The sequence below is a fragment of the Knoellia altitudinis genome, assembly GCF_042666355.1.
Classification (GTDB): Bacteria; Actinomycetota; Actinomycetes; order Actinomycetales; family Dermatophilaceae; genus Knoellia; species Knoellia altitudinis.
In genome coordinates, this window is record NZ_JBHTDK010000001.1 from 474,011 (window position 1) to 494,942 (window position 20,932).

A 20,932-nucleotide genomic window follows, 5' to 3' on the forward strand; every position below is an offset into this window, starting at 1 on the left:
CCTCGGCCAGATCACGGCGGGCGACGAGCACCTGGGGGTCCAGTGCAGGGTCTGTTTGAGCCTTGCGGGCACGGCGGACAGCGTTGCCAAGTTGAGACTTCGATGTGGAAACGGACATGGGTACCTCGACGTGTCATGGCAGGTACCCACACTGCCGACGTCGGGTAGACGGCGTTAACGCCACCTCAGGACGAGCCCTGGGGCTCTCTTGTGTCCGGTCCCAAACGCTAGGCGTTGGGGACCGCTGACGTCAAGGAGTCGTTACGGCTCGGAGTGCACCCGCGCGACCGCCACCAGCGGTATCTCAGCGACCGCTGATTGTCGATCCCGCACCCAGGCTCGCAGGAGTGACACGTCCAACAGGTAGTACACCCCGTCCGCACAACCCTCTGACCGACACCGCACCTGGATCTCTCCCTGCTCCGACAGGTCTGTCGGGAGGCTGCCACACACGATCGACTGCGGCCCGCCGACCCCTTCTACGACCGCAACGGTGTGCCCGTTTTCACAGCGAACGCGCGCCGCCACCGACTGGCGCTCTACGTCCGCAAGGTCCCTGAACAAATCGGCGGCAACTTCAGTCCCGAACCCACGCGGAGCAGTCCCCTGTTCCAATTCAACCCGCGGTTCCATGAACCCACTCTGCCTCGTCTGAATCAGCCCCGCCAGAGGGCGGTAGGGCTTGTCGCGAAGTACCCATGGCCAGGGAGGCCGCAGTTACCTAAAGCACCTTGTCATAGAGGTAACCGGCGCGACTTCTTGGCCGGAGTCGCAACGCAACCGAGAAACCGCGGGTGAGGACTACCTGGAGAGATCACTTCGTCGCGCCACGTCTGGCGGCAGGGCCCTCGCAATGTGCACAATCTCTGGCTTCCAGATCGGTCGCACGGTCGCCGATTTGGAGACACCAAATGATCTTGCTGAGTCGCAAGAGTTCCTGACCGACGCGCTCGGTCTTGGCTTCGAGGCCAACCAGTGCCGAACGGCCACGCGCACGGTCAAGTCCCAGGTCGCCGCCGGCACCTTGTCAGATGACCTCGGCCGTCAGCTGTAGAATCCCGCCGTCCTCAAAGCATCCACACTCGAATGACCTGGTGGCAGCAAGGTCTGCGCTTCGCGTCAGCGGTCAGCCCCCGCGGGTAGCTCGAGCCGGGATGCGGGGGCGTTGGTGTGACCGCGGTCGGCATAGGGGTGCCCTTGCTCCAGGACCTGTAGAAAAGGCACTCCTCCCCGGGTTGGCGTCATCGCTCTAGGTCCTTGGGTTCCCGCTTGAGCGTGGGCGCAGGCCGGACGGGCTCACCGCTTTACCGTCCGACGAGTCGGTGCCGACAGAACCTGCAAACCCTTGCGCTCGAAGCGATCAATTCGCCGCACTGCGGGCACGGGATGCGCTCGATATCAATTTTTCGTAGGCGTCGTGCGGCTTTGATAAAGACAGCACCCAAGATCAAAACGATCGTAAGGACGGCGAGCAGCCACCCCAATAGGCCCACTGCCGTTATGCCAGGATCCATTCCATCGCGGACGAAGTCGCTTGACCTGTCGTTCTGGTCCTTAATCAGGGCAGCTCCGGCGGCGAGGCCTGTGGCGGTTCCGGCAAGGGCCAGGTAACTGAGATCGAATTGCTTCATTGCGCCACTCCTTCGTCTGCGCCGATGTCAGCCTAGCCAGACAAGTAGGCGTGACCGGCGGATTTGACGGTGCGTGCCGCAGCGATCTATCAGCACGGCACCGGACAGCCGTTCGATCGCCGAGGGGGCTCGAGGGGTGCACCATCGTTGAGCGGGCCGGGTGCTCCGGACAAGGCAACGGGCCCTTGAACTGCAGCACGGAAGAGCCGGGTCGGATCTTGCGGTCAAACTGCAGCATGGACGGCGTGATCCGCTGAGCAGTACCGCTCTAAAAGGTTCTCATCGCCCTTGCGGGTGGTGTAGCGGGGGATGTTTCGCACCCCCTTCGGTGCTCGGTCTGCGTGGGGTGCGTGCTGTCATGCTGACCCGACGGCCGCCCTGGAAGTAGACGCAAGATCGGCTAACACCCGGGCCATTTTCACCCTGAGCTAGAGGTCAACCCTTGGTTCGGCGTTGGCTACGCGCAGGCATCAGACGGCGTACTTGGGAGCCTTGCTCCGCACGTTCGCGCAACACCCGGCGTTTTGCTCGAAACTGGCTCGCCGCGAGCATCGGAGCAATAGAGTTTCTCGGGGGGCATCACCTGCGCTCCGCATCTACAAGCGGCTACATGGTTTGCGTTGCGTTTACCGCGATGCGACTGCCAAGGCGCACCACTGGCCATAAGCGAAAGAGGACACTAAATGAACCGCTTCATCACGGCCGCACTCGCTGTCTCTGTACTCATCATGGGCTCATCTGCCTGCGGGGCGCCCACGGAAGCGGAGAAGGTCTCGTCGACGTCCGAAGCCAGCAGGCCGACACCCTCCACAACACCTTCCCCCGCGGTCACAACACAACCGCAACCGGAAGCCTCCAGCGAACCTTCTGTCGAGGTTTCGTCGGAGCCGTCAGCGGAGGCTTCCATAGCGACTTCGTTCAAGGTGGGCGACACGGCGAAAGTCGGAGACTGGGAAGTGACAGTCACCAAGGTGAGCCAGCCAAATACTAAGCAGGTCCAGAAGTGGAATCAGTTCAACGAGAAGGCCAAGGGTCAGTACGTCGTCTCAAATTACACCGCGAAGTACGTGGGTTCTGAGCGCACTGCTGACGTGAACTCGACTCTCACCTGGAAATTCGGCGGTTCCGACGGACAGGTGTACGACCAGGCATTCATCGTCACCAGTTCCGCTGGCAATGACGCTCCGACCGAAGCCCGTCCCGGCGGCAGCCTAAAGTTGGACGTGGCTTTCGACGTGCCTATCAAGGCAATTAAGGGTGGCGTAGTGACAGTAGAGGGATATGACCAAAGCTTCAACACTCAGTATGCGGACTTTGCTTTCTAGGGATTGCCACGGCAAGTGGACCGATCACCGATATGACAGTGAGCCTGATCGCTCCGCAGGCGTGCATGTTTCCCATTCTGCCGACGCCCTTAGGTTTTTATCAGCGTCGCTGCAGATGAGTTGGCGGCCACAACAACACATTGCGAGCATACGCTCGCGTCGGAAGGTATTCTTATGACGTTAGGACCCGCCTTCGCCGGGCTACTTATGGGGTCGGTGCTCCTCCTCGCTGGGTGTGGTGGCAACTCTGGAGCTTCTAGGATTCCCTCCACTCAAGCGACCGTGACTGCGACGGCTACGGTCACCACGGTGCCCACATCGACGCCGATACCGACTGCAACGCCGACACGAACTGCCACGCCGACCACAACTCCTACGCCGACCCCCAAGCCGACTCCCCTTGCCGACCCTGATAGGCCTGCCGACGCGCTGAGCCTAGGAGACGCCGTTGAGTTGGATGGGATCCGGATTAGCGTGACTAAGTTCATAAGAATTAGACCTAAGGAAGCCTTGGACGACTTTGCATATTACAGCGCATTAGTTTCGTACAAGAATATGACGAACGGCCCCAAGGTGATTTTTCCTGCAGCACAGATGCGCCTGGAAAACCCCTACATAGCGACCATTAACCCGCTGCCCAGTGTGGAAGCGAGGGAGGGTAGCTGGCCGGCTTGGGGTGCCTTTCGCCCGGGGGAAACCGTTGACGGGTGGGTCGTGTGGGGCATCCACAAGGAAAGCGCTCGGAGCTTCCTCAAGAGTTTCGGCGTGTACTACGTGAACGATCTTGGTGATGAGGCCGTTTGGTGGCTCAACGTTAAGTAGGATCCGCTGTTGCAGCCGAGGCACCTGAAGACGAGCACGCGGCACTCTTCGATGCCGTGATTCTCCTCGCTGACCAACAGACGCTGGAGCACGCACTCGCGTGGATGTACGCAGCTTGGGAGTTCCGCGAACACTCAGGGTCGCCGTCGGGACGGCGACGACACATTCGACGACGCACGAATTGAACAAGGCTTTCGAGATCTCTGATGTTAGAGCGGAAGCATCTCGAATCCGGAGTCTGGAAGGGCGAACTCCCCGTTCCCCGAGTAAGGATTTAGTGTCAAGGCCTTCTCGTCGAGAGCAGCCACAGAGATTCCTACCTCTGGCCGAACCTTGGCCACTGTCGCAGGGCAACTGGTCTCGCCAGCACGATTTCCCGCCGCGACCGACACGATGCATTTTCGAGCATAGGCTTCGCCCGCCGACTCACATGCACGTGCGAATCTCGAGCCGCCAATGGGTCGTAGCCTAGGGACCCTCGGCCGCAGGGATGAACTCCTTCACTCGTTTTTCTGCGGGGAAGGATTTTTACGGGCCAAGCGCGTCTCGAGAGGCCGCTTCGGTCGATCGCCGCCGGAAAACAGTGAAGCCTTGGAAGAAGGCGAAGCAGATCGTCACGGAGGATGAGGAAGGCCTCCGGTCTCGGTGGTGGTGCGGCCCGCGAGGATCGCGTACCTACCTGCGCTGACCTCGAGGGGCACCACCGCCGATCGCTACCCGGAGCCGCGCCCGGCTGGAGGCGGCCGACCTTCGTATCGGCTAGTTCGCCTCGCCATTGCGCAAACCCCCCGATCGGGTGACAGACAGGGCTCACCACGCGCGCAAGACTGGTCCCAACGCATAGCCTCCTCGCGGCTTGTGCGGACAGTAGGTGAGCGTTGCTGGTCCCGGTAGGGCACAGCACGGTCAGGAGGTGCCTCGTGAGGCGTCGCTTGCTCTTGGTCGTCGTCGTGTGCGTGTGGGCGGTCGTGGTGGGGTTGACGGGAGCGGCCCACGCGGGCGTGGCCGACGCGCCCCCAACGGAAGTGACCATCGCGTGGGACACGAGCCATGGAGTCATGATCAAGGTGACGTGGCGGGACCCGCCGGACACTCCGAACCGTGTCCAGTTCTCAGGCGGTCAGCCCGAGGACATCGTTCTCGTCGCCTCAACCGCCGCGAATGAGGCGCTGATCAACCCCCAGGCGCAGGTTAGCTCCCCGCCGCCCTACCGCATCTCGGTGGAGGTCGGCGACGCCACTGGCCCAACCAGCCCCGCCGGACTTTCGGCAGAGTTCGACCGTTCGCTCGACGGCCCCGCCGTGTGGGACAGCATGGTGCCCCACGGTGACCTGCTCACCATGGCGTGGCACGTGCCGCCGGCGACGACCGACCACACCCCCGGCGACCCGCTCGACTCATTCCCGGAGGGGACGACAGGCTCGGACCCGTTCAACCACTGCATTACTCCACAGGGGACACGCGAGGGCACCACCTACACCATCCCGATAGCCTCCGCCCCGCCTACCGGCTGGCAGGTGACGGTAGGCAATCCCTGGGGGACAACGGTCTCGAAATCCGTCTTGTTTACGAGGGCAACCGCATCGATAGCCAATCCGGCGACGACCACCTACGGCCAACCGGTCGCCATCACGGGCGGGTTGCGCAGCACGGCCTTGGGCGGCGGATGCGTTTCCTCCCCGTTCTCCGGTCCCGTCCGCAAGGTGCACCTACAGGCACGCACCGGCACCGGTGCCCCTTGGTACGGCGTGGGAAGCATCACCGACGGAAACGAAGTCTTCCGGTTCGCGCCGACGGCCACCGGCGCCCGGCAGTTCAGGGTCGTCGCGAGCGCAACGTCCTGGCCCGCCACGTGGGCCGCATCCAATGCGGCCGTGACCTCGGCCGTGACGTCGCAAACTCTGGCCTGGGTCCGGTCGGCACGCTTCCTCGACCCGGCGATACGTCGCGGCGAGAGGTCGACCGCGCATGTGTGGGTGAGCCCGGGCCTGTCCACGACGGCGCTGCTTCAGCGGTGGAGCCCTACCGGGTGGGTCGGTGTCAAGCAGATGCCGATGACCAACGGGGTCGCCCAGTACCGGTTCACCCCGGCCGCGACCGGCAGCTGGCGGTGGGTCATCCCGACCACTCGAGCCCCCAACGGACTCGCCATCGCCTGGACCGCCACCAGTCCGTTCTCGATCACCGTCGCATAAGCGACGTCCGGGGTTGGCAGCACGAGCCAAAGTCCTGTGAGTTTGACCCAGCAGGAAAGGCTGGACCCTACCTGAGCGCGTCCTGGTTGGGCAACGAGGTTGGCTGCGCTGAAAAGCGGCCGAGCGGGCGGTGGCAAATCACAGGGTCAAAGTCAGGACCTCGGCTGCGACGGTCCAAGCCACTCCACGGCAGGTTTTTCCTTCGGGGGGCCTACCCCCTCCGCCAGTCCGCCCGCCGGTCCTGCAGCGACGGACCTGAGGGGCAGCTGCCCCTTGATCCAGTTCTAGGACGGGCAGTCGTGTCGGCCCGGCAGCACGGACAGTTGTGGCGCAACGACACAGGTCGAAGCGTTCGCGACCTGTGAGATCCTCCGACGACGCCCCCCACGCCTTGGCCAGTGCGCTTCCCGGTGGAGTGCGGAAATCCACTACGGGGAAGCGACAGCGCTGTACCGCGAGCCCACCCAGCGTTCCAGCTGAGCGCAAGCTGTTCACTCGCAGGTTGCCGTCTACAGCCGAGGGGCTGCGCCGGAGTGGCTACAGACGCGATCAGACCGTTCCAAGGAGCGCGAGCGTCGCACCCCTCGTTCTGAGAGTGCATCCTCCGAAGTAGCGCGCCAACTGTTCCGAGAAATCTAGGGAAATGTACGAACGGCGCAGTCGCCCAGCAATCGTTCAGAGACCGGCAGGGCGTCCGCGGCGACATGCCGCGTCCTGAGCCTGGATGCAGCGCATCCAGCTGCCGCCGAGTGAACCCGTTCGAGAGCACTGAGCAGACCCGTCGAAATGGGCAGAGGTCATAAAGCTGCTGTTGCTGCCTTCTCCCACCGACGCCTGCGCCACCAACTCAGGATCCGTTCCGCGTATGTCGTTTCACGAAGGAGCAACCGCACGGCGTCCAGGTCCGCCCCGAAGTTGTCTCGCTCGAAATGGGTCGCCTCCGCAGTACGGAGGATGAGCGTGTTTGGGATCATCTCCCGCGCAAGGCGCCGTTCGAAAGCACGGTCGATCGGACACACCTCTTCAGGGTCGGAGAAGATCCCCTGCGTGTAAGCAGAGGGACTCGCGCTGGGACCCATGCTGGCCGAGCGCCCCAGAGGGGAAGCATCGTTGTGTGCGAGGGCGTAATACAGGTAGCCGCCCGGATTCCCAAAGAAGTATCCGATCAGACTCCACTGGCGACGCGCTCCAAGGGAGTAGTAGTAGCCGGCCGCCGCCTCGCCGAAGGATGGTGCGATGCGATCCCCCAGACGCCCACGAAGCTGGTCGAACGTCAGCTGACCAACGTCGAAGCGAAGGATTGGATCGGTCACCGTTACCGCCACTTGAACGGCGTAGCCGCGCCGGAAGGAGACACTCACGTAACCATGAGCGGACACCCAGGTCATGGTGCCGTCTGCATCCGTTGTCAGGCTGCCCATGGCTGCCCTGCCCAGCAGTGAATCGACGTACGTGGGGTTCATGCCGACCCCGAGATGGTTGAGCGCGCTCTTGAACCGAGCCCTCTTCGCCACGGTTCGTCGCCAGACACCCCTAGTTGCGCCCAGGATGGCGGCCACGGCAAGAAGAGCGGTCATAAGATTCGCAATGTTGCTCAGCCACGTGCCGATATTCACCGTCTGCGCCATCAACATCTTTAGCCCCCTATGGGCGCCGCTTGAGCAACTCCCCGCTCATCGGGGCGATCATCATCTAACACCTTGGGCCGTGGAGCTGTGGAGCCGACCAAGGTTCAAGGTTGCTGAGCGCCACCCTGCTGCCGGCATACTCATCGAGATCGAATCGCTTCAGGGGCGGCCCTTCTCGGCTAGCACCGGGTACCACGGCGTCGCAAAGGTCAGAGCAATCGTTAAGCAGTCCGGTTCCCGGGCGGCTCAAGCCGGCAGATCTATGACGAAACTCTCCTCTAGCGGCTCGAGTTCCACGTGTCGTGAAAACAGGGAGCGATGAGCCGTGACTTGATTCTTTCGGCCGACCCCCGGCATTCCGAGCCGTCTGACTATCGGACTGGCGCTTCCCCCGTTCCAGACTCGTCGGGCCCTGAACTAGCCCTCGGGCGGGACTTCCACCTCATCTTCCGCCTCGATGGCCAAGAGGTCACGATGCTCGGAAGGCGCTGGAGGTGTGGGCTGGCCTCAGTCTCTTCGGCGACATCGACCTCCTCACCCCATACGAATGCTCGCAAACCACGCGCCCGCATCCTTCGGCTGGATCTTGGTCGACCGCCGCGACCCACTGAGCCGTGGCCAGGTACAGACCGTGGACCGATTACGGCCGGTCTGAAACGACTTTCAGGCGATCGCCTCCGATCATGTTTGGTGCGCCAGTACGGTAGGCCCGTGCGCGGGCCGCGAATCAACATTCTAGTGATCGCCTTAACTGCGGTCATCGGCACTTCGGCCTGCACCACCGCGCCGGCCCCAGCGAAGACCGAACCCGCCAAGGTTGTCGCATCTACGGACGGGCGAGTTGAGCCAAACCAAACCACCGTGGTCACGTCCGCGGACAAGACCGTGAACGTCACCGTCCCGAAGGGCGCCATCGACGCTGCAGGCCGGCTGACAATCCGACCCCTGATACGCAGCAACCAGAAGTTCGGCTGGAGCATCGACCTGACAGGTGCCACCCTCACCGGCGAGGCCACAATTCGGTTCGTCGACGACCGCAAGGACACCAGCGAACCACCGCCACTGGTGACCTACGAGTCGCGGGTTGGGGCGGCGCGCGAGGTCGCGACCGCGGTGACCGTGGAAGACGGGTTCATCGCCGTCCGGACCACCCACTTCAGCAATTGGTTCACTCAATCGTGGGACGGCCTTCTGCAAGAAGCGAAAGCGTGGCTCGCCCAGGAAATCGACAAGTCCGCGAGCGTGTCCCCTGATAGGGCCCCGAAGTGCACCGGCGAGGAAGAAGCGCGCGCTGACGGGATCAGCGTCACTAGCGACAACGGCCGCCGTGTCTACTGGTGCCTCGGCAAGGAGAACGGAACGGTCGTGCTCAAGGCGGTCAACGCGCGCGGATTACGGCGTCGCCGCCGAGTCAACCCCAGGCTTGACACGAACATATGCCGACGCCGACGACCTGCTGGGGATGATCGCGAAGCTCGCCACCCCGAGCCCGAGCATGAAGGGCAACAAGGTCCAACTCCTCGCGTCGGGCAACCGCGTCGAGTTCGCCGTCGGCAGCGCCCCAAGTCGTATGGGGGCGAAGTTCAGCCCCGACCCCAGCGGGTATCTCCTGTCCGCACTGCATTTCGGGATCGGCACCTACACGATGGTGATGGGCCGCATCGGTTCATCCGACGCGCAGACCAAGTTACTCGGGGCCCTTCAAGGGCAGCAGTGCCTCTCTTCGTTTGCGTCATTGGCGACCACGCCGCTCGGCACCCCTCAGGAGGCTCAGGACTTCTTCGGGACCGCCCTCGGCCTGGCTTTCGACTGCATCGCCCTCTCAATAAAAACGATCGACGTCGGCTTCATCAACCGGACGATCGTGGCGCCCGTCGTCTGGTTGATGAACGGTCTGAAGACCGCCGCCGACGGTGTGGTCGCCGCCGTCGACACAGCCTTCGACACGAACGGCTACCAAATCGTCGTGACCCGAACCGCCCCCAAAACTGCGGTGTCGAACGCATCCGCGAGGGCGATGCTGGTCCCTGTCGGGAGTTGCGGCGGACCCGACGGAAGAGGGTGGGATCAGCGCTTCCCCATCCAGTTGCGCAATGGCCAAGGTGAAGCCTTCAACGGCGACATGGGCGCGTCGATCATGGACGCCGGACTCGTCGGCAGCGTCGACCTGACCCGTGACGGGACCAAGGAAGCTGTCCTGTGGATCAAGTGCTCAGGGTCGCGTATCGCGTTGTGTTGCGCTGGTCGATCGTCCGTATTGGACGTCATTGTGGTGCTCGACGTTTCCGGGGCCACACCTCGACGCGTCGGCACATCCATCTGGCCTACCGACGCACGGGACGCGTCGGGGACCGTTGAGTCTCGGTACCTGGTCGGGAGGACTGCCCGTATTGAGGGCCAAAGCATCGTCACCCACCAAGTACCGATCTACCGAGACAATCTGACGCAGCCAGAGGAAGCCCTCCTCGTGGGGGCTGTGCGTTACACACTCAAAGGTGAAGCTTGGGTCCCCACCTCATAGCTCCAGCGGGGGAAGCCGTAGTCGCGTCGGCCCCTCCCTTGCGCTCACCATGGCGCTGCTCGGTCGGCTATGGACCGAACTCGCCGGGGGCATCCGAGCGTCGGCCGACCGTTGATCTAGTTCAAGCACCCAAGTTTCGGCTTGGCCGTCGGTCCACGACGCAAGTCCAGAGAGGCTGTCTGGGTCCAACCGACGTGGCTGCGTAGGGCGACCAAACGAGAACAGCCGTTGAGCCATAGGATCATGGCCCCCATTCCACCTTCTACGTCGAGGGTCTCCCTGACCTCAAAGTTAAGCCACCGCGCAGTCTGCCCAAATCCTGCGGTGCAATGTAGAAGTGCTCAGCATTAACGGCCCGTGAACCCATCTCGGTGAACTCGATGAGCGCCTCCATAAACTCGATGAAGCCGCGGTCGATACAACTCGTGCACTTTCGAAGTAGAGAAGGACGCGAGTGAGGGTACGCGTGAAAACTGTTCCTCCAATCGGAGACCCAACTACTTGGCTCAGCACTCGTCGCTATCGCGGGTAATTGAGTGACTTGGCCGACGCCGTCGCCCCGGTATCTTCCACACAGTTGCACACGCACCTTACTATCTTGATCAGCCGGTTCCATCACAGTCTTAAATGTCGACTGCCAACAACTTGATGCGGCAATCTGTCCACTTTGAGGTGATAGATCCGGTTCGTTGACTTCACGGAAAGGGGTGAAGACTACGAAATCGTCGTTGGACATTCCACGCGCGTCTGCCAACAATTCCGGCAGGGTTTCTAGGTCCGTCGTGGTGAACTGTGGGCGCAACTGATCCGGACCTAGCACCCTACGCACCGAGAAGTGGCGGATGCCCGCATCCCGCGCCATACGCGCAGCCTCAGCTACCTCATGATAATTCATAGCCGTCAGAAGGAATGTCGCCCCGACAGGGGGGCCCGAAACCTTCATGGCGTACTGGCTGATACGCGCTAGTACTGCCCACAATTTAGCCATGTCCACTTTATTTCCGTGAATCTCCCTGCGAGTCGGGGTGGTGGCAGCGTTCAACGAAACCCGCAGATAGCAATCGCTGTCAATAATCGCTTCCCAAGAGGACCGATGCAGAAGGTCACCGGAAGTCAAAATGGTTGTTCTTAAACCCAACTCATTTGCCTTGACCACCAGGCGGCCAGAACGCACCCCCTCATGCATCAAAGGATCTCCACCGCCGTCAAACCTAACGACCCTTCCCCCATTGTGTGCGAAGGCCCTGATCGCCGCTTCAGCAGCCTCCTCGGAGATCTGCGCCTTTGGACGTAGAGAACGGTAGGCGGCCGAGAAGCATGCACCACCACACGACACTGAGGAGCAGGCATAAGTTGGGTCCAATTCGAGGGTGAAAGGGGCGACTGGATGCCGTCCATTGCAAGCCTTCAGAAAGTCAAGCAAGTCTTCAGTGCTACCCGGCACCAACTCTCCAGCATGTGCGCGGATAGCAAGAATCGCACCATCTGCTCTCTCCAACGCAATGGCGTTGTATTTGCCGAATCGATCCCAATGAGTTCCGGGGACATGCTCGCCACCGAGCAAGGACCCCACCAGGTCGACAGTGCTAGAACACGCTCTTAAATTCTCTCCATCGCTGAGAGAGGCGCGTGGCATACAACCTCCTCTGATAAGCCAGAACCGTAGGCCTCGCGCTTGCGCTCGAGAATCCTATCGACCTTCACCTTGGATATTTTTGCGCCAGACGCTTCAGCACCACCTACCAAGAATGCGCGCGCGTAATCCGCGTCTTTTTGGTCCAGATAATGCACCGCGTATCCGGCAATGACTGGTTTTCCTTCTTTCCTAGATTTGGCGTCGTATACCCAGGCGCTAGGCGCGAATGTAACCTCCCTGCTCACGTGAAAGGACAGCTCTTCAAGTAGCTCTCGGTGGACCGCCGACGACCAATCCGTATCACCCTCAGCGATCTTGCCACCGGGTACGTCCAGTTCCCAACCTGGTTTAGGCTTGTCGACCATTAAGACTTCCCGGCCGCCCAGCGGCCCCAACACCAAGAGAGCGAACGCTCCCACGTAATGATCGCCTTGAACATTCCCCTCGAAACGAGGCGTGTTCAGGCCGTCGTCAACGAGCACAGTCGCTCGTCGGTTCGCCACATCGAGGTTCACGTCAAAGGAAGTCACGCCATCCCTCGCCACAAATCGTTGATATATGGCACCTAGTTCCCACGGCTGGATTGAGTGAAGATCGGGCACGATACCTATTGGCGCTTGCAAGGTGACCGAAAACGGTATGTCTCTTTTTCGAACGAGAGGATGGGTGGATACCTCGAGGAGCGAGTCCACGAAACCTGCTATGTCCGCGCGTAGATAGTTCACGTCTCTTCGCAAAATCGGGAAGTGCCGTATCGCTCGGCGTTCCACCAATTCCGACGCCAAGTCATCGAAGGCGACGAACATAGGGTCAGAAGCGTTCGTATCGGTGTCCTTTGACTCCAGATGTAAAGTAGGCATTCTATTTGGGGCGATACCTTCGACTACGGGAGTCCAGCGCAGGCACCACAACGGGGCCGCATCGTCATTTTGAGGCACTCGAAGTTTTGACATCGTGAACGTAGGATCCGCGTCGAGCAAGTGCACATGAAGCCGTTGCAAGTTGGGAGAAGCAGCGAGTATTCCGACTATCGTCGAATGGACGTTCGCTCGCCATTCCTCAAGTAGTTGTGGCCTGCCGCGCAAGGTGGGGTGCAGCAGTTGCAGGACGGGTAAAGCAAATACATTAAGCGTTACTTCTTTGAGATTCACGGGTGAGGTTGCGTGGCCAGACAAGGCTGCGGACAAGCTTCGAAAAGTCATCCCGACGAACGTGGCTCGGTCTGCTACATCGAGAAGTTCATCCCCCTGTGTCAGTTCAGTGGCCAAGCGGGGTGAGGCGCGAATAGCACTGCTTCCGCCAGACTTCTCGAGTGCGCTGCTGAACGGTTCTGTGTGCAGACCGCTATTAGCTGATGTCCGATCCAAGAGCAACAAAGCGACCACCACTACGAGCGCTATCATCAAAACCCCGAGCGTTACCGCGATACGCGAAACGACCTCCAGGTCTCCCATGAGCCACGGAAGAAGGCCAGCCAAGACAGCGCCGATGGCTGCCACCCATCTGGAGAGATGGTCAGTCAAAAGGACTCCTATCTTCGGTAGTCATTCGGAGACTATCGGTTCGGTGGCGCGCCCGGAGACGTTCCGGACGTGGACCTTCGATGCCTCACCCCAGGCCTCCAGCCCACCGTGGTTAGAGGCAGAATCAAGGTCAGCCGGACGCCCGCGGTACAGCTGGATGCAAGACCAGATGCGAGACAATGCTGCCCCGCCCGCTGGGTCGGCCCGCGACCCCTACCTCCCTACTTGAAAACACCCCCATGCATGCTTGACCAGCGCAGGGTCGTTGCTCCCACAGTGGCGCGAGCCACCGCTCGCGCCGTAGCCGCCCGTCCTTGGGCTTAGCTCTATCCGAGCGTTAGCCCTCCGTTGATCCAGTTCCAAGTCGCGCGGTCGTGTGGTCAAGAGGCACGCACACAGGCGGCGGTTAGACGCACCTCGCGAGACCACTGCATTGACGAGTGGATCGCGGCATGACCGGATGCTTGGCTGAGGAGCAGGCTGATCCGAGCAGTGGCTGGGAGCCGGGCGGACTCGTTTAGCCCCGGCGAGACCGGCAAGGACTGACCCGACCTGCCCGGCGCCGGTGACGGGTCGAGCAGCACACGGGTTCAGTTCAGCTGGACCCATCGTTGCCGGTTGGGCTCCGGTTCGCCGGGGTCAACCCAACAGCCGGCGGCGCTCGGGGTCATCCCAAGGGTGTCTCTCGTGGTCGTCACCTCGTCGAAGGCGAACGCGCAGTCGGGGGGCGGGTCGCCGTCCCCTAGCTGGGTGGGCCGGAACTCCAGGTGGCCGGCGCGGCCGAGAACCACCCTTCCCTGTATGTCCGGCGCGCTCCAGCCGTCACCGTCGTCGTCCCAGATGTATGTGCCCGTGTTGGGCGAGGTGGGCGAGACGACGACCATAATCCCGGTCCCCTGGACCAGCCAGGTGCCGCTCACGTCGTCCATCGTCGCCGTCTTCCGCGCGGACTCCGGGGGTCCGGCGTAAGGGTGCCGTTCGAGGGAACTTCCGGGGGGCGAGGACGGCGAGATCCGGATAAATGGCATCGACCGCTCCGGGAAGCGGTCGCACTTGGTCTCGCCAGGCAGCGCGGTGAGGGTCATCCTGCCCTCCGTGCCAAGGCGGACGGTCTTGCGGCAGGTGCCGAAGCGGAGGATGTCGCCGGCCTCCACGTCGTACGGCACAAGCTCGCGGTGTGCGTCGCGGAAGCCGCTCGCCGTGTTCGTCGTCGTCCAGCGCCCGTCGGCCGTGAAGAGCCACAGGTAGCCAAGGTTGTTGCCGTGGTCGGGCGTCCACACCCCGATGAGGTCGGCCCGGCTGACGGAGGACACCGCCCCCGTGGTGGGAGGGGCTGCGGGCATCGTCTCGGTCCGGCCGCTGCGCCACAGGGCGGTGACCGCGAGGACGAGCGCCACGACGGCGCAGGCCGCGACCGCGAGGTCCCATGGGCGACGGGACCGCTCGCGCGAACGCGTGGGGTGCAGCCGCTCCCCGATCTGCGTCTCGAGTCCGTCGAGGTCGTCGTCGGTCACGATGATGCCCCGCGCGTACCGCTGCAGGGACGTGGTCACCTGGCGCTCGTCGATGTTCATCGTGCACCCCCGAGTAGGTTCTGGAGCCGGGCCAGGCCCCGGTAAGCGTGTCGCTTGACCGAGCCCAGGCCGATGTCGAGCAGCGCGGCCGTCTCCGCCTCGGTCAGCTCGAGGTAGTAGCGGCAGACGACGACCTCGCGCTGGCGGGTCGGGAGGGACCGCACAGCGGCGGCGAGCCGTCGGGCGTCGTCGTGCTCGACGGCCCGCGTCTCGGAGCTCGGTTCGAGCCAGTCGACCGAGGCGAGCCGTCCACGGACCCGCCGGGCCCTGATGAGCTGGCCCTGTCCCGACCGGCACCGGTTGAGAACGGCGGCGCGCAGGTAGGCGTGCGAGGCGCCGTGGTCGCGCAGCCCGTTCCAGTGGCGGTAGAGGGAGACGTAGGCCTCCTGAACCGCGTCCTCGGCGGCCTCGCGGTCCTCGAGGAGGACACAGGCGAGCCGGACGAGACCCTGAGCATGCGCGCGGAACAGCACGCCGATCGCGTCGTCGCGCGACGCGGCGGGCGCCCAGGTCGTGACCGGGTACAGCTCCGGCATGACCACCTCCGGCTGAGGATCTTCCATGCACCAAGGTCCGAGAACTGCCCCCAAGGTTGACAGGTCTGCGCCACAGGTTTCTAGACCCGACCCCGCGGCAGTCCGTGTATCGGAAGCGTCCCTGCGTCGCGTGCGGAACTCGTCTCCGGCGACTAGTTCCTCACTCGACGTAGAAAGCTTCAGACGTGGACGAGGCCGTCGTCGCCGACACGGGGGGTTGTTCGCGGTCGCACGTCCGCAGGACGGCGAGCGTGGCCTCGTCGGCGACGCTCGGCCCCGCGACAACCGTCCACCTTGAACGTCCGACATACGGCAGATCCGGTGAAGGGCGTGCGCCGACTTGCGGCGGTAAGACGCGAGTCACCAACGCGCGAGATCGGGTACTTCGCCTTCACCACGGCGTGATCAGGGCGCCGGCTTGACGAAGGTGATTGCCTCGGCCACATCGGTGACTCGCTTCACGGACTCGCTGCGGGCGCCGATCGGAGTCGAGGCGGTGACGAGGACGCGTCGGCCTTCGATGTCGAGGATCCAGTACCGTCGGTCGCTGGGTACTCGAACACGCGCCCCTCATCGCCGGCCTCCCAGAGGACCATTTCGCCGTCGGGACCACAGGCCTTGGCTCCTTCGGAGGGACTCAGCTCGAGGTACAGGCCGCGGTAGCCGCCGAGGGTTGCGGGGAGCGGTTGGGTCGTGGTGGTCCGCTTCTGCGCGACCAGCGCTTCGGCCAGATCCTCGACGGTTGGGCCCAGCCGCGGGGATGGCCCGTCGGTGTCGCATGGGTCGTTGAGGACGCGCGTGGGCGCCCGGTAGAGGATTTGTCCTTGGTTCTCTTTGAGGTCGAGCTCGTCGTGGGTCCAGACGTAGTCCTCCTTGCCCTGGTACCCCGCCGGCACGTCGAGAACGGCCAGCGGCGCCTTGGGGTCGCCGGCGGCGGGCATGGCCCAGCGGCCGGGTCCTTCCAGGTAAGTCTCGGCGACCACGGTGTAGTCGGTGCCAGGCGCTGTGTTGGTGGTCGTCCCGCTGCTGGTCGGGGATGGCCCGGTTTGGGCCGGGGAGTCGCCGTTCGAGCAGGAGGCGAGAACTGCGAGTGCCGCGATTGCGGCGGCCTGATGCCTGGTCATTGTCATTGTCATTTGTCCTTCTCCTTGTGGTGCGGAACCGCTTTTCGGTAGCCGTTGGGTTCAGCAGGCACTCCGCCGGTATTTGCCCGGCCGCGGAGCGGTATCGGTTGGGTATCGGCGCCGTTGACGGCACTCCGGTGGAGGTCGACAGTGGGAGGCATGGGTATCGCCGTGCTCGGCCCGCTTGACGTGGACGGCCGGACGAACGGACTCAGCCCGAGGGACCGCGTGGTGGTCTCGGCGCTGGTCGTTGGTCGCGGCCACCCCGTGAGCGCCGACGCCTTGGCCGACGCGTTGTGGGGTGACGACCCGCCCGCTTCGTCGGTCAAACTCGTTCAGGGTTGCGTCGTACGCCTGCGCAAGGTGCTGGGCGCCGCGGCCATTGAGTCCGGCTCGTGGGGGTATCGCCTCACGCTGACCGACGACGAGGTCGACCACCGGCGGTTCGAACGGCTTCTCGATGGGGCCCGTGACGCACTGGGCGGCGATCCGGCGCGGGCGTCGTACCTCGTCCGCGAGGCGCTGGACCTGTGGCGCGGCAGGGCTCTGGCCGACCTCGGCGAGTGGGAGGCCGGGCGCGTGGAGGCCACCCGCCTCGAGGGACTTCGCATGGACGCCGAGGAGCTCCTCGTGGCCGCCGAGGTGGGCGCCGGGCACGCGCAGGCGGTGCTGGAGAGGGCGCGCGCCTTGGTGGCCCAGGCGCCGTTCCGGGAGCGACGCTGGGTGCTGCTCGCTACCGCGCTGCACCAGGCGGGGCGACAGGCCGACGCCCTCGGAGCAGTGAAGCGCGCCCGGACCATGTTCGCCGACGAGCTTGGTCTCGACCCAGGCCGTGAGCTGGCCGAGCTCGAATAGCAGTTGTTGCGGCAGGACCCGACGCTGAGTCCTCCCGAGGCGCACACGGTCAGCGCGTTCTGTCCATATCGGGGGCTGTTGCCGTACGGCGCAGAGGACGCGGACTCCTTCTTCGGCCGCGAGGACGACGTAACCGCGTGTCTGCGTCGGCTTCGCGACGCCGGGGTCCTCACGGTGGTCGGGCCCTCGGGGATCGGGAAGTCTTCACTCGTCCTCGCCGGCGTGGTCCCAGCCTTGACCCGGGCAGGGACATCGGTGTTCGTGACCACGCCCGGAGCGCACCCCCTGGACTCACTCACCGGCCTGAAGCCCCGGGGCCGGCAGACCCTGGTCGTGGACCAGGCCGAGGAGGCCGTCACCGTGTGCTTTCATGCCGCGGAGCGGGAACGGTACTTCGCTGCGCTCGCCGCCCACGTCGGTGCGGGCGGGGCGCTGGTGCTCTCACTGCGCGCAGACCACATCGGTGACCTGGCCCCGTACCCGGACGTCGCTCGAGTCCTGGAGGAAGGCCTCTACCTGCTGGGCCCGATGGGCGAGGCGGACCTGCGCAGCGCCGTCGAGGGGCCAGCGCGGCGGGCTGGCCTCCGGCTCGAACCGGGCCTGGTTGATCTCCTCGTCCGTGAGGTGGAAGGCGAGCCCGCCGCGCTGCCGCTGCTCTCCCACGTGCTGCGCGAGACCTGGGCGCGTAGGGAGGGGCCGACCCTCACCGTGGCGGGCTACCGCGACACCGGCGGGGTCCGGCACGCTGTCGCCCAGTCGGCGGAGGCGTTGTACGACTCCATGGACGACGCCCAGCGGGGCCGGCTTCGCAGCCTCCTCCTGCGCCTGGTGACGCCCAGCGAGGACGGCGACGCGGTGCGGGCCCGGTTGTCGCGAGCCAATCTGGCGATGGACGAGGCCCACCTCCAGCTTGTCGAGCAACTCGTCGACGCCCGACTCGTGAGCATCGACGGGGACACCGTCCAGATCGCCCATGAAGCCCTGTTCCGCGTCTGGCCGAGGCTGCGTGGCTGGCTCGACGACGACGTCGAGGGACAGCGACTGTGCCACCACCTGGTCGGCGCCGCCGACGCGTGGGACGCCATGGACCGCCCGGAGAGCGAGCTCTACCGTGGACTCCGGCTCACTCGCACGCTGGAGTGGCGGGAAAGGGCGCGGCCTGACCTCAACGACATCGAGTGCGCGTTCCTGGCAGAGTCGTCCGCCTTGTCGGAGTCTGAGCTCCGAACCGCGCAGGAACGGGTCCGTCGCGAACGCCGGGTCAACCGCCGTCTCCGAGGGGCCCTCACAGGGGTCGCCGTCCTTGCGGTGTTCGGGCTCGTCACCGGGGTGCTGGCGGTGCGCAGCGCGGAGCGCTCGGAAGGCGACCGCGACCGGGCCCGCAGCGCGGCCGATCTCGCGGACGCCCGGGCGGCCGGAGCCGTGGCGCTGCAGCACCAGGACCGGTCCGTCACCCAGTTCGCCACGCTGCGTGCCGACAGGATCGGGCTGTTCGATGGAACCACCGGCGCGCCCCAGGGCACCATCTCGCTGCCGTCGCTGACACCCGCCGCGCGGATCACCTACCTGCCGGACAGCAGCGGTCTGCTGGTGGCCGGCCTCGACGGCCGGACCTGGACCGTCGACACCAAACAGGGCCCGTGGGTGGACCGCGCTTGCGCGATCGCCGGCCGCAACCTCTCCCACGCCGAGTGGAAGGAGTACTTCCCGGGACGGGCGTACGAGATCACCTGTCCTCAGTGGCCTGCCGGCAGCTGATCCCGTCTCCGGCTATCCCCGGTTGTGGTTCGAGCCCTGGCCGCCGGCGCGACCGCGGCGAGCACGCAGTGTGAAGGACCGCCTGACACCCGCACCCGGTCGCGGCGGGCGAAGGGGGACGCCCATAGTGGGCGGAGTGAGGCGCCCATTGTGGCGCGGAGCCCCCACTCGCGTCGAAGCTACCCACTCTTGGGCTGGGGCATCCGAGCGTCAGCCGACCGTTGATCCAGATCTCCCTCCACGCCAGGTCGTCGAGGTACTGCTGGAGGGGGCCCCTACCCGGCCACGGTATGCCACACCGCGCGTTAGGCGGCGTCGAGGTCGCCGAGCACCGACGGGCCACCGTGCACCGACCGCCCGTCGTAGTCGCTGACGGCCTCGCGCACCAAGCGGCGCACGGCCCCCTCGTCACGGGCCGAGTCCAGCCCCGAGCGTCGGATGAACCCGCGAACCTCACCCTCCTCGGTGCGCACGGCATCCACCGCGCCCCGTCCCCTGCGCTGGCGCCGTCCGCTGAAGCGGCCGCGTGCCTGGCTCCAGCGAACCGCAACTCCGACGCCCGCGCATCCCGAGGCTTTCACATCTGTGGACAACGTCCCCTGTCGTGGGCGTCCGTTCCTGCCTGGCCGTCATGAATATCCAGTTGCCCGTGCAGGGGCCGGCTGTTGGAGATCTCACCCGGACGGTGCGGCGACGAAGGGGCCCGGCCTCGCGCGCCACCTTGGCACCATGGACAACGCGGACTGGAGCCGACCGCATCGTCATCACACTTTACGTCGTGACCTGTCGCGTGGACGACCGCCTGGGCCCCCTGCGACCGGCGATGGCCGCCGCGTGGTCGCCTCTTGCCCCTCGATCGTCGTCGAGCACACGGCAGGCCACCGCTGAACCGCGGTGGACCTGGAATCGGATCGAGCCGATGCTCATACGTCGTTGACCCCCACAATGCGGTGAAGTGGACGCAGTTCCTTGTTCATCGTGCGACCCGCAAAATCAGGCACGTAGTGATCGGTAGTTTGACCGCCAACAAGCACGCTTGCTCCGGACAGGGGTCGCCTGCCATAATGGTCGGTTGAGTGTTGGCATGATCCGCGAAGCACTCAGCTCCCGGCGTTGCTTCTGCACTCGATGGGGCTGTCATGTGGTGGTGCGACGCTAGTGCGGTTCGGCTCAACCCGACGACGCACGATCGCGCCATCCGCGTTCACCTTCAATATGTCCGGGCACTGGCGTCTATTTTGGCGTTCGTTGTACTCGCCGTTCTCACGCCGTCCGCCATGGCCGGGGGATCCATCCCCGCGCGGATTGCTTTGGCGACGGCTGGCGGCTATACGGCCTTGGATCCGGCGCGGGTGCTGGACACCCGAGGGTCTGTGGGTGGCTTCAACGGTCAACCGGTGGGTCCGGCAGCAACCATCGCGGTGCAGGTCGCCGGGCGTGGTGGGGTGCCGGCGTCAGGTGCTGCAGCTGTCGTGGTCAATGTCACGGCCACCAAGCCAACAACCAACGGCTACTTAACGGTGTTTCCGAGTGCGTCCACACGACCGGTGACCTCGAACCTGAACTTCTCGCCAGGTCAGACGGTCCCGAACCTAGTGGTGGTCAGGTTGGGTGCCGATGGCAAGGTGGCGGTATTCAACTCCGGTGGCACGACCCACGTGTTGATGGATGTCGCGGGGTGGTACGCGGCGGGGCCAGCTGGCGCCGGCGGCTATACGGCCTTGGATCCGGCGCGGGTGCTGGACACCCGAGGGTCTGTGGGTGGCTTCAACGGTCAACCGGTGGGTCCGGCAGCAACCATCGC

The 20,932-nt window shown here is 64.4% G+C and carries 15 protein-coding genes; 8 read left to right on the top strand and 7 right to left on the bottom strand.

Annotated elements, in window-relative coordinates:
• The first annotated feature begins 853 nt into the window (after positions 1-853).
• The 4 genes from ACFQW8_RS02225 to ACFQW8_RS02240 all read left to right on the top strand — a co-directional run bounded on the left by ACFQW8_RS02225 (position 854) and on the right by ACFQW8_RS02240 (position 5,973).
• Positions 854-1,054 (top strand): hypothetical protein, encoded by a 201-nt coding sequence (locus tag ACFQW8_RS02225; protein WP_380085350.1) that lies wholly within the window; start codon positions 854-856, stop codon positions 1,052-1,054.
• A gap of 1,260 nt (positions 1,055-2,314) precedes the next feature.
• Entirely contained in the window at positions 2,315-2,956 is a 642-nt protein-coding gene (locus ACFQW8_RS02230) for a DUF4352 domain-containing protein (protein ID WP_380085351.1), read from the top strand.
• A 309-nt stretch (positions 2,957-3,265) separates the two neighbouring features.
• Positions 3,266-3,778, top strand: a complete 513-nt coding sequence (locus ACFQW8_RS02235) for a hypothetical protein (RefSeq protein ID WP_380085352.1) — start codon at positions 3,266-3,268, stop codon at positions 3,776-3,778.
• A 1,058-nt stretch (positions 3,779-4,836) separates the two neighbouring features.
• Positions 4,837-5,973, top strand: coding sequence for a hypothetical protein (locus tag ACFQW8_RS02240; RefSeq protein ID WP_380085353.1), 1,137 nt, complete (start codon positions 4,837-4,839; stop codon positions 5,971-5,973).
• Between the two features lie 797 nt (positions 5,974-6,770).
• Here the strand turns inward: ACFQW8_RS02240 and ACFQW8_RS02245 are convergent.
• Entirely contained in the window at positions 6,771-7,607 is an 837-nt protein-coding gene (locus ACFQW8_RS02245; protein ID WP_380085354.1) for an ETEC_3214 domain-containing protein, read from the bottom strand.
• Positions 7,608-9,063: 1,456 nt separating this feature from the next.
• Between ACFQW8_RS02245 and ACFQW8_RS02250 the strand changes: the two genes are divergently transcribed.
• Positions 9,064-10,122, top strand: a complete 1,059-nt coding sequence (locus ACFQW8_RS02250) for a hypothetical protein (protein ID WP_380085355.1) — start codon at positions 9,064-9,066, stop codon at positions 10,120-10,122.
• A gap of 262 nt (positions 10,123-10,384) precedes the next feature.
• On the opposite strand, the gene ACFQW8_RS02255 is transcribed toward ACFQW8_RS02250, so the two are convergent.
• The 5 genes from ACFQW8_RS02255 to ACFQW8_RS02275 form a co-directional block, all read right to left on the bottom strand.
• Positions 10,385-11,695, bottom strand: a complete 1,311-nt coding sequence (locus tag ACFQW8_RS02255) for a hypothetical protein (RefSeq protein WP_380085356.1) — start codon at positions 11,693-11,695, stop codon at positions 10,385-10,387.
• Between the two features lie 26 nt (positions 11,696-11,721).
• Positions 11,722-13,281, bottom strand: a complete 1,560-nt coding sequence (locus ACFQW8_RS02260; protein ID WP_380085357.1) for an NUDIX domain-containing protein — start codon at positions 13,279-13,281, stop codon at positions 11,722-11,724.
• 590 nt (positions 13,282-13,871) lie between these two features.
• Positions 13,872-14,855, bottom strand: coding sequence for a hypothetical protein (locus ACFQW8_RS02265; RefSeq protein ID WP_380085358.1), 984 nt, complete (start codon positions 14,853-14,855; stop codon positions 13,872-13,874).
• A complete protein-coding gene (locus ACFQW8_RS02270) occupies positions 14,852-15,391 on the bottom strand; it encodes an RNA polymerase sigma factor (protein WP_380085359.1) in 540 nt (179 codons plus the stop codon). The genes ACFQW8_RS02265 and ACFQW8_RS02270 overlap by 4 nt, the downstream gene beginning before the upstream one ends.
• A gap of 458 nt (positions 15,392-15,849) precedes the next feature.
• Positions 15,850-16,374 carry a hypothetical protein gene (locus ACFQW8_RS02275; protein WP_380085360.1) on the bottom strand — a complete coding sequence of 175 codons (525 nt, stop codon included), beginning with the start codon at positions 16,372-16,374 and terminating at the stop codon, positions 15,850-15,852.
• Positions 16,375-16,674: 300 nt separating this feature from the next.
• Here ACFQW8_RS02275 and ACFQW8_RS02280 point away from each other — a divergent pair, with 300 nt between their 5' ends.
• Complete coding sequence (locus tag ACFQW8_RS02280) at positions 16,675-17,370, top strand: AfsR/SARP family transcriptional regulator (RefSeq protein ID WP_380085361.1); 696 nt, start codon at positions 16,675-16,677, stop codon at positions 17,368-17,370.
• A 6-nt stretch (positions 17,371-17,376) separates the two neighbouring features.
• The gene (locus ACFQW8_RS02285; RefSeq protein WP_380088565.1) at positions 17,377-19,128 is read left to right on the top strand and encodes an nSTAND1 domain-containing NTPase; all 1,752 of its coding nucleotides are present in this window, start codon (positions 17,377-17,379) and stop codon (positions 19,126-19,128) included.
• 305 nt (positions 19,129-19,433) lie between these two features.
• Here the strand turns inward: ACFQW8_RS02285 and ACFQW8_RS02290 are convergent, their stop codons facing one another.
• Positions 19,434-19,610, bottom strand: a complete 177-nt coding sequence (locus ACFQW8_RS02290) for a hypothetical protein (RefSeq protein ID WP_380085362.1) — start codon at positions 19,608-19,610, stop codon at positions 19,434-19,436.
• Between the two features lie 657 nt (positions 19,611-20,267).
• On the opposite strand from ACFQW8_RS02290, the gene ACFQW8_RS02295 reads away from it, so the two are divergent.
• On the top strand, positions 20,268-20,932 hold a 665-nt coding region (locus tag ACFQW8_RS02295), incomplete at its 3' end, for a hypothetical protein (RefSeq protein WP_380085363.1).